Origin of the sequence: Faecalibacterium sp. An121, assembly GCF_002160915.1 — a bacterium.
GTDB classification, from domain to species: Bacteria; Bacillota; Clostridia; order Oscillospirales; family Ruminococcaceae; genus Faecalibacterium; species Faecalibacterium avium.
Genome location: NZ_NFLM01000012.1, coordinates 39,859 through 54,044, shown reverse-complemented (window position 1 = coordinate 54,044; position 14,186 = coordinate 39,859). Strand labels below are relative to the sequence as shown.

The following is a 14,186-nucleotide window of genomic DNA, read 5'->3' as shown; positions in this document are numbered from 1 at the left end:
TACGGTATACTACAAAAGTGAATCCATCACGACAGGCTTTACGGTAAAGGAAAGTGAAAGAGATCCGCCATGCTTGAGTTACGCGACATCAAGAAAGATTATCCCATGGGCGCAGGCACCGTCCATGCCCTGAAAGGGGTCAGCATCCAGTTCCGCCGCTCGGAGTTCGTCTCCATCCTGGGCCCTTCGGGCTGCGGCAAAACCACCCTGCTGAACATCATCGGCGGGCTGGACCAGTATACCGACGGCGATCTGATCATCAACGGGCGCTCCACCAAATCCTTTCAGGACCGGGACTGGGATTCTTACCGCAACCACTCGGTAGGATTTGTGTTCCAGAGCTACAACCTGATCCCCCACCAGACGGTGCTGCGCAACGTCGAGCTGGCCCTGACCCTGTCGGGGGTCAGCCGGGCCGAGCGGCGGGACCGGGCGGCGGAGGCCCTGGAAAAGGTGGGCCTGGGCAACCAGCTGTACAAGCGCCCCAGCGAGATGTCGGGCGGCCAGATGCAGCGGGTGGCCATTGCCCGGGCCATCGTCAACAACCCCGATATCATCCTGGCCGACGAGCCCACCGGCGCGCTGGACACCGAGACCAGCATCCAGGTGATGGAACTGCTGAAGGAGATCAGCAAGGACCGCCTGATCGTCATGGTGACCCATAACCCGGCTCTGGCCCAGAAATATTCCTCCCGGATCATCCGGGTGCTGGACGGCGTGATCACCGACGACTCCGACCCCCTCTCCCCCGCCGAACTGGAGGCCAACCGGGCCCAGGACCAGGCCGAGGTGGAGGCAAGCCGGGGCAAAAAGATCCGCAAGCCCACCATGTCCATCGCCACCTCGTTCGGGCTGTCCCTCAAGAACCTGTTTACCAAAAAGGGCCGCACCACCCTCACTGCCTTTGCGGGGTCCATCGGCATCATCGGCATCGCGCTGATCCTGTCGGTGTCCCAGGGGATGACCGATTACATCAACGTCATGCAGGAGGACGCCCTTGCGTCCTATCCCCTTTCCATCCAGGCCACCAATGTGGACCTCACCAGTCTGATCCAGACCTTCATGGATCTGAACGTCGGGGAGAGCGACCACGGGCGGGACGCGGTGTACGAGCGGCCTGCCGTGCGGGATCTGGTGTCGGCGGTGTACAACCTGGACGTGGCCCAGAACGACCTGCGCTCGTTCAAGACCTATCTGGAAAACCAGCTGGCCGACCCCTCCTCCCCCTTCCGGGAAGCGCTGAGCGGCATCCAGTACACTTACAGCATCCGGCCCAGCGTCTACACCCAGAACGTGGACGGCACCATTATCCACTCGGACACCACCCAGCTGATGCAGGAACTGCTGGTGTCGGTGATGGATTCCTCCAGCCTCTCCACCCTGATGGGCGGGACGGGCGGCGCGGCGTCGGGCGGTACCTCCGGCACGGCCGGGATGACCACCATGATGAGCGGCGGGATGATGAACCTCTGGCAGGAGCTTTTGCCCGGGGAAAACGGCGCGGCGGTGAACCCCCTGCTGACCCGGCAGTATGACCTGATCTACGGCTCCTGGCCGGCCAGCTATGACCAGATCGTCCTGGTGGTGGACGAGAACAACGAACTGGACGACATGACCCTGTATGCCCTCGGCCTCATCCCCGAGGAGGAGATGCAGGCCCTGGCCGACGGCAAAGAGGCTTCCGCCGGCGCCAAAACCAGCTGGAGCTACGAGGAGATCTGCTCCACCGATTTCCGGGTCATCCTGCCCTCCGACTGCTATACCTACGACGAGGCCACCGGCCTGTATACCGACCTGCGGGAGACCGACGCGGGGCTGAAATACCTCTACGACAACGCCCTGAAACTCCACGTCACCGGCATCATCCGCAAAAACCCCGATGTGGAAAGCGGCATGATCTCGGGGCGGATCTGCTACACTGCGGACCTGATCGACTACATCGTGCAGCAGGCCGGACAGTCCCAGGCGGTGGCGGCCCAGAAGGCCGATCCCAGCCGGGATATCCTGACCGGGCTGCCCTTCCGTTCCCGGGCCGACAGCCTGACCCGGGCGGAGAAAGAGCAGGAGCTGCGGGCCTATATCGACGGGCTGGACCAGGCGGGCAAGGCCCAGGTCTATGTCCGGATCATGAGCCAGCCCGACCAGGACGAGATCACCCGGCAGGTGGACGCCATGCTGGCGGAGATGAGCCGCGAGGAGATCGTCTCGACCCTGTCCCAGGTGCTGACCCAGCAGATGAGCGTCAGCCAGGAACAGATCGACCGCTATGTGCAGCAGATGAGCGACGAGGATCTGCGCAGCACCTTCTCCCAGCTGCTGGAAGTGCAGATGCAGAACCAGTATGCCCAGCAGGTGAGCCAGCAGCTGGCCATGGTGCCCGACGCTCAGAAGGTCAACGCCCTGGAGCTTGCCATGGACGGCTACACCCCGGACCAGTGGGCCCGGTATTATGACCTGGTGATGGAGTTTTCCGACTCCACCTACGAGGACAATCTGACCATGCTGGGCAGCATCGACCTGGATTCCCCCGCCTCCATCAACCTGTATGCGGCCTCGTTCGAGAGCAAGGACACGGTGGAACAGGTGATCGCCGACTACAACAGCACGGTGGATGAGCTGCACCAGATCTCCTACACCGACTATGTGGGCCTGCTGATGTCCACCGTCACCTCGATGATCAGCGCCATCACCTATGTGCTGATCGCGTTCGTGGCCATCTCCCTGGTGGTGTCCTCCATCATGATCGGGGTCATCACCCTCATCTCGGTGCAGGAGCGCACCCGTGAGATCGGCATCCTGCGGGCCATCGGCGCCTCCAAGCGGGATGTGTCCATCATGTTCAACGCCGAGACGGTGATCATCGGCTTCTCCTCCGGCGTCATCGGCGTGGTGGTGACCTATCTGCTGTGCATCCCCATCAGCGCCGTGATGCACGCCGTGACCGGCGCGGGCAACCTCAACGCCGTGCTTCCCTTGCCGGCCGCCCTGGTCCTGATCGGCATCAGCATGCTGCTGACGCTCATCTCGGGCCTGATCCCCTCCCGCAGCGCCGCCAAGAAAGACCCTGTGGTGGCCCTGCGCAGCGAATGACCCATCCGCCCTGCCTGTCCCGGTGACCGGCAGGGCGTTTTTGCACCCCGCCCAAACAAAAAAGCCCTGCCGCAAGGGCAGGGGCCGGTGGTATGAAGATCAGATCGTCTCGCGGTCCAGCAGGGCTTTGAATTTCAGGATGCCCGCCACCGTCTTGGCGTCCCGGATCTCGCCCGACAGCACCATGTCGATGGCTTTCTCCAGGGGCACCCGCTCGGGGGTCAGGAACTCGTCGTCGTCCAGGTGCATGGCGGCGGGGTGCAGCCCCCGGGCCGCCCAGATGTAGATGACCTCGGTATCGTAGCCCACCGTGGGATAGATCTGCCCCAGGGAGATATATTCGTCGGCGGTGACGCCGCACTCCTCGGTCAATTCCCGTTTGGCCGCCTCAAAGGGGTCCTCCCCTTTTTCCAGCTTGCCGGCGGGCAGCTCCCACAGCTCCTGCTGCATGGCGTACCGGAACTGCCGCACCATGCAGATGGTGCCGTCCTCAAAATAGGGCAGAATGCAGGCGCCCCCGTGGTGGTGCACCACGTCCCGCAGGGCGGTCTCGCCGTTCTCCAGCAGGGCGGTGTCCTGGGTGACGGTGATCACACGCCCTTCGTACACGGTCTGGCTGCGGATGGTCTTTTCAAAATGCGTTGGCATAAAAGTTCCCCCTCTCAGTGGTCTGAAACGGCGCGCCTGGCCGCGCCCGGCGCCAGACCGTCCGCGGGTGGAAAACAAGTTGAAAGGGTGGAAAACACCCGTACCGGCCTGTATCTTCAGTTTACCTGCACCGGGGCGGCCTGTCAACCGCTCTTTTGGGCCTTTCGGGGTGCAAAAAGGCAAAAACCAGGGAGATCAAAAGAAAAAAGATAAAAACCTCACAAATTTTTAATCAAATTATTGGTGTGTTTTACCAGACGGATTGCGTTTACTTTGGGGCGGGAATTTGCTATTATAATAGATGAGCAATCATGCCCTTCCGGCAGGACCTGTGGCCGGCGGGGGCGGAATGTTCTGCAAAGTACCCCAGGGCGGCCAGCCGGCATATCGTCAGATGCCGGCCCGGCGGGCCGCCCAATAAAAAGTAATGGAGGAAGAAAAATGCCTAGAGCAAAGCAAACCATGGATGGCAACACCGCGGCCGCGCATGTAGCTTATGCGTTCACCGACGTTGCTGCCATCTATCCGATTACCCCTTCTTCTCCGATGGCTGACTCTGTGGACCAGTGGTCTGCAGCAGGCCAGAAGAATATTTTCGGCAATCAGGTCAAGGTCGTCGAGATGGAGTCTGAGGCCGGCGCCGCTGGCGCTGTCCACGGCGCCCTGGGTGCAGGTGCCATCACCACCACCTTCACCGCATCGCAGGGCCTGCTGCTGATGATCCCCAATATGTACAAGATCGCAGCCGAGCAGCTGCCCTGCGTGTTCGACGTGTCGGCCCGTACCGTCGCCACCCAGGCCTTGAACATCTTCGGCGATCACAGCGACGTCATGGCCTGCCGCCAGACTGGTTTTGCCATGCTGGCTGAGAGCTCTGTGCAGGAAGTCATGGACCTGTCCCCTGTGGCCCATCTGTGCGCCATCGAGGGCCATGTTCCCTTCCTGAACTTCTTCGACGGCTTCCGTACTTCTCACGAGTATCAGAAGATCGAGAAGTGGGATTACGCCGACCTGAAGGAAATGTGCAACATGGAGGCCGTGGAGGAGTTCCGCAAGAATGCGCTGAACCCCGAGAATCCCAAGATGCGCGGCTCTCATGAGAACGGCGACGTCTTCTTCCAGCATCGTGAGGCCTGCAACTCGGTCTACAATGCCCTGCCCGCGATCGTTGAGAAGTATATGGCCAAGATCAACGAGAAGATCGGCACCAACTACGACCTGTTCAACTACTACGGCGCACCCGATGCCGACCGCGTCATCGTGGCCATGGGCTCCATCTGCGACGTGGCCGACGAGGTCATCGACTACCTGAACGCCCGCGGCGAGAAGGTCGGTATCATCAAGGTCCGCCTGTACCGTCCCTGGGTGTCCGCTTCCCTGCTGAAGGTCCTGCCCGACACCGTCAAGAAGATCGCTGTCCTGGACCGCACCAAGGAGCCCGGCGCCCTGGGCGAGCCCCTGTACCTGGATGTGGCTGCCACCCTGCGTGAGGCCGGCAAGAACGACATCACCGTCATCGGCGGCCGCTACGGCCTGGGCAGCAAGGACACCCCGCCGTCCTCCATCTTTGCCGTCTACACCGAGCTGACCAAGGACCAGCCCAAGGAGCGTTTCACCATCGGCATCACCGATGACGTCACCTTCCTGTCCCTGCCCGAGATCAAGCCCGCCCCCATCACCGCTGCAGAAGGCACCAAGGAGTGCAAGTTCTGGGGCCTGGGCGGCGACGGCACCGTCGGCGCAAACAAGAACTCGGTCAAGATCATCGGCGACCATACCGACAAGTACGTTCAGGCTTACTTCCAGTATGACTCCAAGAAGACCGGCGGCGTGACCATCAGCCACCTGCGTTTCGGCGACAAGCCCATCCGCAGCCCCTACTATATCAACCAGGCTGACTTCGTGGCCTGCCACAACCCCGCTTACGTCAACATGGGCATGAAGATGGTCCAGGACGTCAAGCCCGGCGGCGTGTTCATGATCAACTGCCAGTGGACCGATGAGGAGCTGGGCCATCACCTGAACGCCGAGGCCAAGAAGTATATCGCTGACAACAACATCCAGCTGTATACCATCAACGCCATCGACAAGGCCATCGAGATCGGCATGGGCAAGCGCACCAACACCATCCTGCAGTCCGCTTTCTTCAAGCTGGCTGAGGTCATGCCCATCGACGACGCCATCAAGTTCATGAAGCAGGCCGCCCAGAAGAGCTACGGCAAGAAGGGCCAGGACGTTGTTGAGATGAACTGGAAGGCCATCGACGCCGGCGTGGACGCCATCCACAAGGTGGACGTGCCCGCAAGCTGGTCCAACCCCGACGCCGATCCCGCTCCCAAGGAGCTGGCAGGCCGTCCCGAGCTGGTCAAGCAGATCCGCGACGTCATGGAGCCCATCGCCCGCATGGACGGCGACAGCCTGCCCGTCTCGGCCTTTGCCCACAATGCAAACGGCCAGTGGGAGCAGGGTGCTTCCGCCTATGAGAAGCGCGGCACCGCCGTCATGGTCCCCGAGTGGGATGCCGGCAAGTGCGTGGGCTGCAACCAGTGCGCCTTCGTCTGCTCGCACGCCACCATCCGGCCCTTCCAGCTGACCGCTGAGGAGCTGGCTGCTGCGCCCGCCCAGACCAAGCACCGCGACAACCGTCCCGCCAACGAGTATCAGTTCGTCATGGCTGTTTCTCCGCTGGACTGCATGGGCTGCGGCGAGTGTGTCACCGTCTGCCCCACCAAGGCCATCACCATGGTGCCCCAGGAGAGCCAGGCTGCCGAGCAGGAAGTCTTCGACTACTGCGTGGCCAACATCTCCAAGAAGCCCAGCAAGTTTGCAGATGATACCGTCATCGGCTCCCAGTTCAACCAGCCCCTGCTGGAGTTCTCCGGCTCCTGCGCTGGCTGTGCCGAGACTTCCTATGCCCGCCTGATCACTCAGCTGTTCGGCGAGAAGATGTATATCACCAACGCCACCGGCTGCTCCTCCATCTGGGGCGGCACCGCGGCCATCTCTCCCTACACCGTCAACAAGGACAGCGGCCATGGTCCTGCCTGGATCAACTCCCTGTTCGAGGACAACGCTGAGCACGGCCTGGGCCTGTATCTGGGCCAGAAGACCATCCGCGAGAACCTGATCCGTGAGATCGACGAGATCGTCAACTCCGACAAGGCTTCCGAGGATCTGAAGGCTGCTTACGCCAAGTTCATCGAGACCAAGAACAACACCCGCGCCAACGACCAGCCCGCCAAGGCTCTGATCGCTGAGCTGGAGAAGGCTGCTGCCGCCGGCTACGAGAAGTCCGCTGAGGTGCTCAAGAGCAAGCAGTACATCGCCAAGAAGTCCGTCTGGATCTTCGGCGGTGACGGCTGGGCTTACGACATCGGCTACGGCGGCCTGGATCACGTCCTGGCTTCCGGCGAGGATGTCAACGTGATGGTCTTCGACACCGAGATGTACTCCAACACCGGCGGACAGGCTTCCAAGGCCTCCAACATCGGTGAGGTCTGCCAGTTCGCTGCTGCCGGCAAGGAGATTAGCAAGAAGAGCCTGTCCGAGATCTGCATGACCTACGGCTATATCTATGTGGCTCAGATCGCTCTGGGCGCCAACATGAACCAGGCCATCAAGGCAATCGCCGAGGCTGAGGCTTACCCCGGCCCGTCCCTGATCATCGGCTACGCTCCCTGCGAGCTGCACGGCATCAAGGGCGGCATGACCAACTGCCAGAACGAGATGAAGAAGGCTGTGGAGTCCGGTTACTGGAATCTGTTCACCTTCAACCCCGCTCTGAAGGCCCAGGGCAAGAACCCCTTCACCCTCACCTCCAAGCCTGTTGATTCTGAGAAGTATCAGAACCTGCTGGCCACCGAGACCCGTTACAGCCGCCTGACCCGCGCCTTCCCCGAGCGCGCCAAGAAGCTGTTCGCTGAGAACGAGAAGGCTGCCCAGGATCGCTATGAGCACCTGACCCGCCTGGTGGATCTGTACAAGTAATTGAGGTCCGCCTTGGGCAAGGCTTTGGCCGTACCCTGAAAAAACCGAGAGCGCCCCGTCTGTCCCTGACAGACGGGGCGCTTTTTTGCTGCCTCCAAGTCCCCTGCGCCCAAAGTTAGAGTACATGAACTAAAGAAAATAAAGAAAAAATGGGAAATTTTGAAATTGGGTCTTGACACCGGGGGGGGGTATGTTATGATAGGCACACAAAGGAAAGGACCTTCCTTTGAACCTGTTTTGGGTCTCTATCTTTTATACACCATAAGGAGGAAAAATTCATTATGAAACTCAAGAAGATTGCTTCTCTGGCGCTGGCCGGCATCATGGCCGTCAGCATGCTCGCCGCTTGCGGTGAGGGAACTAACAACGGCAATAGTGGCTCTTCCAGCAGCCAGCCCACCACTGCTAGCGTCGTGAGCACTGTGAAGAATGCCATCGCTGATAAGAACGGTGATCTGGTCATTACTGTTGAAGAGAATACCGCTCTGAACAATGCGATGAAGAAGTACAACGAGAACAACCAGAACCTTTACACCCAGGTGGTCGAAGCAACTGTACGCAATAATGTACTGAATATGGTATTTACTGCTGATCCTTTCACTGATGCTCATCAGTTGCTTGATTCTGATGATATGACTAATTTTGAGAATGCTTTCACCGGGAATGGTCAGACCTTCTGGCGTTATGCAGTTGTTTCTAATGGTGCAGGCGCTTCTGTTGATTCTGTGCGTACCTTGGCAGCAAATCAGATTGCTGAAAGTATGAAAGGCTTGGAGAATGTTGTTGTCTCGGCTAACACGACTGTGAATATTGATTATACCATGTATGTTTATGAGGGCAGCATGGTTACTAATGACAACAAGACTGAGCCGTATGTGGTGGCTGTTCTGAAAGGAACCTCCAAGACCAACGTCTAAAACAAATCATTACTTATAACACCCCCGGGGCACCATACCGGGAGATGATATAAGGGGCGTGCGGGTGCCAGAGACCACCTGCACGCTCGGGTAAAACACCCATCCGATGTGGCGGCAAAGAGGAATAGAACCATATTCCTTCTGTTGTTGATCGCACCAAAACAAAAGAACTTTTGCGTCACGAAAGATAGGGTCCCTCTGCGGGGGTCGGCCATACGGCCGGCCCCCGCATTGTTTTGCCTTTTGGAAAAGATACGTAAAATTTCGGTTGGGGGTTGACCCTTTCTGCACGCCGCGTTATAATCAAAACGATAAACACAATGGGAGGTGAACGCAGGAAAATGGACCCGGATCATAGTAGATCCGAGCGGTACAGCGCATCGGACAATGGAAAAGCTGCGTTCGCCTTTGGGGTGGACTGGAAGGCCTGAGGCGGTCATGCCCTGGCCTTGGACGTGCTGTGTGAGGGGAGCCTGCGGGTCTCCCCTGTTCCCGTCTGGGCACACAGGCGGCAAAGCGCAGCTTTGCAGGGATAGGCAACTCTGAAAACCCCCGCTGCGGTTCGATCCTTCCGAAAAGTACATCGGCTGCGCTGGCTTGCGCCCCGGGTGGGCGGGCCGCGTTTGGTATGGCGTGGATACGCTTTGTGCCGGTGCTTTTTGGGGAATGGTTCAGGGCGGGATGGAGGAGTGCTTTCCCGGGCAGGCCGCGCATTTTTTCTGTTTTTCGATCTTCCGATGGACTGTACCCTCCTGTAAAAACCAACGGAGGAGGAAAAGACCAATGGACAAGAAGGAGAATGACACCCTGGACCACGAGGCTCTGGAACATCTGGTACAGATGCCCGTCCAGGAACTGCCCGCCGACATCCCCGCCGAGGTGCGGGAAAAGCTGGTGCGGGATCTGAACGACAAGGAAGCCGCCGAGGATCTGCGGCAGGATATCCATGAGGCCGAGCGGGAGGAGGCCAGAGAGGCCCCCGCCGCCCCCAATAAGCTGACCAAAAGCCGCCTGCTCAAGCTGCTGGTCAAAAAGCAGTATGTCAAGCTGCGGGAGGTCACCGAGGATATGCAGCCCGCCGACCTGGCCGAGCTGCTGGAAGAACTGGATGAAAACAACCGTCTGGTGGTGTTCCGCCTGCTGAAAAAAGAGGTGGCCACCGAGGTGTTCACCTATATGTCGGACGAGGCCCGGGACGAGCTGGTGGATGAATTCACCGACGTGGAGCTGATCGGCGCCATTGAGGAGATGAGCCTGGACGACGCGGCCGACTTGCTGGAGGATATGCCCGCCAGCGTGGTCAAGCGGGTGCTGGAAAAGTCCTCGCCGCAGACCCGCGAGAGCCTGAACAAGCTGCTGCACTATCCCGAAAATTCGGCCGGCAGTCTGATGACCCTCGAGTATGTCCGCCTGCGCAGGGAGATGACGGTGCGCCAGGCGTTCACCGCCATCCGCCAGCAGGGCGAGCAGGCCGAGACCCTCTACACCTGCTATGTGGTGGACAAAAACCGGCTGCTGGGCATCGTGTCGGTGCGCAGTTTGCTGCTGGCCGAACTGGATACCCCGATCACTGAGATCATGGACGACAACGTCATCGCGGTGCACGTCAACGACGACCAGGAGTTCGTCTCCCGTGAGATGCAGCGCTACGACTTCACCGCCATGCCGGTCCTGGACAACGAAGGGATGTTCGTGGGTATCATCACCATCGATGACGCCATCGACGTCCTGACCGAAGAATCCACCGAAGATATGCAGAAAATGGCGGCCATTCTCCCCGACGACGAGGCCACCACCTACTTTGGCACCAGCGTCTGGACCCACGCCAAGCAGCGCATTCCCTGGCTGATGATCCTGATGCTGTCCGCCACCTTTACCGGCATGGTCACCACCCATTACGAGCAGGCCTTTGTGGCCCTGCCCCTGCTGGTATCCTTCATGCCCATGCTGATGGGCACCGCCGGCAACTGCGGCAACCAGGTCAGCACCCAGATGGTGCGCGGCCTGGCCCTGGATGAGATCGAACCCCGCGACTTCCTCAAGGTAGTATACAAGGAACTGCGGGTGGCGGTCATTGTGGGCGCCGTGCTGGGCGTGGCCAACGGCCTGCGCATCTGGCTGATGTACGGCGTGTTTGGGGGCGGCCAATACCCCAACGTGATGGATTATGTGGTGGTGGTCAGCCTGGCGCTGTTCCTCAGCATCATCCTGGCCAAGCTGGTGGGCGGCCTGCTGCCCCTGGGCGCCAAAAAACTGGGCTTCGACCCGGCCATCATGGCAAACCCCTTCCTGTCCACCATCGTGGACGCCTGCAGTCTGCTGATCTATTTCCAGATCGCCACCGTGGTGTTCCACAGCCTGATGTGAAACTGAATACAAAACCCCGGCCCGTTTTCCACAGATGCACAGACAAAATGTGGAAAACAAGCCGGGGGTTTCTGTTATGCAGGGCCCTGCGGGCCGGTTTTACTCCTCCAGTACCCGGTCGGCGTCGGTGATGGCCCGATGGGGTTTGCAGGGGTTGCCAAAGGCCACCGTGTTGGCGGGGATGTCGTGGGTCACCACGCTGCCTGCCCCGATGACCGCGCCGCTGCCGATGGTGACGCCGGGCAGGATGGTCACGTCGCCGCCCAGCCAGACGTTGTCCCCGATGGTGATGGGGCCGGCCTTCTCAAAGCCGCGGTTCCGCTCCTGGTAGCACAGGGGGTGGTTGGCCGTGTACATCCCACAGTTGGGTCCGATAAAGCAGTGGGCGCCGATGGTGATGCGGCCGCCGTCCATCAGGTAAGCGCCCCGGTTGATGTCGGTGCCCTCCCCAATGTAGCAGTTCCAGCCGTAGTCGGTCTGAAAGGGGGCCGCGATGCCCACCGTCTCGGACGCATGGGGCAGAAGCTGGCGCTTGAGCTCGCTCTGCTTTTGGGTGTCCATGGGGTCGCAGTTGTTGAAAGCCAGGCAGAGGGATGCGGCCTTCCAGCGCTCCTCCACCAGGTCCTGGTCGAAGTTGGCATCGTACCAAAGGCCCAGGTCCATCTTTTCCCGTTCCGTCATAAGGGGTCCTCCTTTTGTGCGGAAAATCCGCTGAAACGCCGCCCGCGCCGCACGGGCGCAAACACCAATAAGGGGCGGTGTGTCCCGTCCCCTATCAGCGTGTGTGTGTTGATTTTTTGGAGAATCGCGTCCCGGCCGTTGCTCCGTTCCGCACCTTTAGGATACATCCGGCACGGGTGGAATACAATCTCTTTTTGGACTAAAACTATTAAAAAACCGACAAAATACAACTCCCGTCAGGAGGCGGCGTCCTGGATGGCATCCCACAGTCCGTCGGAGGCGTCCAGCACCGCGATCTTGTAGGAGGCGAACAGTTCCTGCACCGACTGGCTGGCAGAGCCGTCGGCGGAGGTGTTGTAGCTGCCAAGGTCGGCCCCGGCCAGGGCGGGCACGTCGGTCCAGTTATACAGCTGGTCCCGCCAGTTCTCCCCCAGATGCTCGCTCAGGGCGCCGTAGGCTTCCTCAAAGCCCTCGGGGTCGGCCAGCACCCAGATGCCGCTGTCCCCGTTGGCCAGGTCGGTGTTCATCCGGGTGGCGCCCGCCATCTGGCTGTTCATGTCGGTGAGGGAGGCGTTGGCACTCCAGGTGTATACGTTGAGGCTGACCACCACCGCGCCGTCCTGGTTGCGGTCCTGGCCGTAGCTTTCCAGGACCTGCTGCAGCTGCAGGGCCGAGGCGTCCGGCAGCGTGTCGGCGGTGACCACCGCCACCGAGTAGTCGGGGTCCACTTCCGTGTTCAGCCCGTAGATCACATAGGCTACGCCGGCCGCCAGGACGATGGCCAGCACCACCACGCCCCAGTTGTAATACCACCAGTTGGCCCGGGCCCGGGCTTTTTTCTCTTTTTCAGTCAGGGGCGCATCAGCGCCGGGCATGGCGTCCGAACGGCGCTGCACCGTCAGGTCGTACCCCTCCCGCAGCAGGGGGAACAGCAGCTGCATGGCAACCAGGGCCGGCAGCCAGAACCCGAACAGCATGGCCCAGAAGGTACTGACCGGGAAAAACAGGATCAGCACCGCCACGCCCGCCATCGAGACGGCGCCTCCGGCGATGCACCGCCCCGGGGCGGCCAGCAGCATAGACCCCGCCCCCCGGAACAGGTCCCGGAAGCGCAGCCCTTCGGGGGCCGCGGCGGCCAGTACAGCCACACAGAGGGTGCCTCCCACCGCCAGCACCAGCATATCAAAGCCCAGGAACACCACCACCGCGCTGCCTGGATACTGCCCGGTGGCCTGCATCACCTCAAAGATGTAGGCCCACACAAAACACAGAGCCCCCAGCAGGGTGATGATCAGAGAACCCAGGGGCAGGGTGGTTTTCCATTTGGCTTTCACCGTCTGCCAGGCCCGGTGCAGCCAGGGGGAAGGGTCGTTGCAGAGGCTGCGCAGGCCGCAGTCCGCCAGCAGCAGCAGACCCAGCCCGCCTGTCAGGCCGGACACCAGGCCCATCAGCAGGGTGAAGGGAAAGTTGAGCAGGATGACCCCCAGGGACACCCCCAGGGACGCGGGCAAAAGCAGGACGCAGGCCAGGAAGTTGGTGCCGACCAACTGTCCGAAATCCCGGCCCACCATCTGCAAAAAGCGCCGCAGCCCCTTCTTTTCGGGCTCGTTGGGGTCCACCCCCCGGCCCGGACCTCCGTAGAAAGCGTCGAACCAGCTCATGCCTGGACACCTTCCTTTTCAGGCAGGCATTCTCTGCCCCAGGCCTCGATCTGGGTCAGGGCCGGGAAAGGGGACGGCCCTTCGGCCTGGATCAGCTGGCTGAGCACCAGGCTGCGCACCCGCCGGGGCGCAAAGGAAAAGCACTGGGGCTTGGCGCTCTTGACCAGGGGCAGCTCCATCTGGCTGCCGTCCGAGAAGGTGACGGTGGCCTGCACCCAGTAATTGTCGTGGGGGAAGTCCGCCCGCTCGGTGATCCGCAGCTCGTCCAGCAGCACCTCCCGGCCAAAATCCAAAGTCAGGGCCGCGTTGGGGTCCCGGTTGATCCCCCAGCTCTGGTAGGGGTATTCCCCGTGGGCGGTGTTCTCAAAGATGCCGTCGATGGCGTTGCGCGCGGCAAACACCGCCTCCCCCCGGGTCTCGACGTTGGCGGAAGCGTGGGGGTAAAAACCGGTGTCCCCGTGCTGGTCGTAGCAGTTGAAGGCCAGGTTGCGGCGTGCGGCCAGCTCTTCCGGGCTGGCCAGCCGGGCCCGGATCAGGTGGCGGCTGCCCTGGAAGCTCTTGGGGGAATAGGTGATGGCCTGCTCCCCAAAGGGGATGTGGAAGTTGATCTCCCGCTTGACCACATACACCAGGGCGGGCAGCATGGTGTCCTCCAGCTGGATGACGCAGAACTGGCCCGGGTGGTCGATCTCCAGGGCAATGCGGTCCCCCGGCTGATAGGCGCCGGTGTAGACCAGGGATACTTCCTGGCTGCCGGGGCAGGTCATCAGGGTGTGGCCTGCCTGGTCCAGAACTTTGAGCTTGATGGTTTCCATCGTAGGATCTCCTTTTCTGC

General features: G+C 60.9%; 8 protein-coding genes. 4 read left to right on the top strand and 4 right to left on the bottom strand.

Features of this window, described 5'->3' with window-relative positions; genetic code table 11:
* The first annotated feature begins 69 nt into the window (after window positions 1–69).
* Window positions 70–3,090, top strand: a complete 3,021-nt coding sequence (locus tag B5E66_RS08105; RefSeq protein WP_087231250.1) for an ABC transporter ATP-binding protein/permease — start codon at window positions 70–72, stop codon at window positions 3,088–3,090.
* A 99-nt stretch (window positions 3,091–3,189) separates the two neighbouring features.
* Here B5E66_RS08105 and B5E66_RS08100 read toward each other — a convergent pair whose 3' ends face one another.
* A complete protein-coding gene (locus B5E66_RS08100) occupies window positions 3,190–3,738 on the bottom strand; it encodes an NUDIX domain-containing protein (protein WP_087231246.1) in 549 nt (182 codons plus the stop codon).
* 441 nt (window positions 3,739–4,179) lie between these two features.
* On the opposite strand from B5E66_RS08100, the gene nifJ reads away from it, so the two are divergent.
* From nifJ to mgtE, 3 genes are all read left to right on the top strand, one after another.
* The gene (gene nifJ, locus B5E66_RS08095) at window positions 4,180–7,725 is read left to right on the top strand and encodes a pyruvate:ferredoxin (flavodoxin) oxidoreductase (protein ID WP_087231243.1); all 3,546 of its coding nucleotides are present in this window, start codon (window positions 4,180–4,182) and stop codon (window positions 7,723–7,725) included.
* A 281-nt stretch (window positions 7,726–8,006) separates the two neighbouring features.
* Entirely contained in the window at window positions 8,007–8,642 is a 636-nt protein-coding gene (locus B5E66_RS08090) for a hypothetical protein (protein ID WP_087231240.1), read from the top strand.
* Window positions 8,643–9,425: 783 nt separating this feature from the next.
* Window positions 9,426–11,009 (top strand): magnesium transporter, encoded by a 1,584-nt coding sequence (gene mgtE / locus B5E66_RS08085; protein WP_087231237.1) that lies wholly within the window; start codon window positions 9,426–9,428, stop codon window positions 11,007–11,009.
* 99 nt (window positions 11,010–11,108) lie between these two features.
* On the opposite strand, the gene B5E66_RS08080 is transcribed toward mgtE, so the two are convergent.
* The 3 genes from B5E66_RS08080 to B5E66_RS08070 all read right to left on the bottom strand — a co-directional run bounded on the left by B5E66_RS08080 (window position 11,109) and on the right by B5E66_RS08070 (window position 14,166).
* Entirely contained in the window at window positions 11,109–11,690 is a 582-nt protein-coding gene (locus B5E66_RS08080) for a sugar O-acetyltransferase (RefSeq protein ID WP_087231234.1), read from the bottom strand.
* A gap of 236 nt (window positions 11,691–11,926) precedes the next feature.
* Complete coding sequence (locus B5E66_RS08075) at window positions 11,927–13,351, bottom strand: hypothetical protein (RefSeq protein WP_087231231.1); 1,425 nt, start codon at window positions 13,349–13,351, stop codon at window positions 11,927–11,929.
* On the bottom strand, window positions 13,348–14,166 hold the full coding sequence (locus tag B5E66_RS08070; protein ID WP_087231228.1) for a carbohydrate-binding protein: 819 nt from the start codon (window positions 14,164–14,166) through the stop codon (window positions 13,348–13,350). Before B5E66_RS08070 ends, B5E66_RS08075 begins: the two co-directional genes overlap by 4 nt.
* Window positions 14,167–14,186 lie beyond the last annotated feature (20 nt).

Coding starts and splice junctions, on each gene's coding strand:
- B5E66_RS08105 (WP_087231250.1), top strand. CDS start 70: ATGCTTGAGTTACGCGACATCAAGAAAGATTATCCCATGGGCGCAGGC.
- B5E66_RS08100 (WP_087231246.1), bottom strand. CDS start 3,738: ATGCCAACGCATTTTGAAAAGACCATCCGCAGCCAGACCGTGTACGAA.
- nifJ (WP_087231243.1), top strand. CDS start 4,180: ATGCCTAGAGCAAAGCAAACCATGGATGGCAACACCGCGGCCGCGCAT.
- B5E66_RS08090 (WP_087231240.1), top strand. CDS start 8,007: ATGAAACTCAAGAAGATTGCTTCTCTGGCGCTGGCCGGCATCATGGCC.
- mgtE (WP_087231237.1), top strand. CDS start 9,426: ATGGACAAGAAGGAGAATGACACCCTGGACCACGAGGCTCTGGAACAT.
- B5E66_RS08080 (WP_087231234.1), bottom strand. CDS start 11,690: ATGACGGAACGGGAAAAGATGGACCTGGGCCTTTGGTACGATGCCAAC.
- B5E66_RS08075 (WP_087231231.1), bottom strand. CDS start 13,351: ATGAGCTGGTTCGACGCTTTCTACGGAGGTCCGGGCCGGGGGGTGGAC.
- B5E66_RS08070 (WP_087231228.1), bottom strand. CDS start 14,166: ATGGAAACCATCAAGCTCAAAGTTCTGGACCAGGCAGGCCACACCCTG.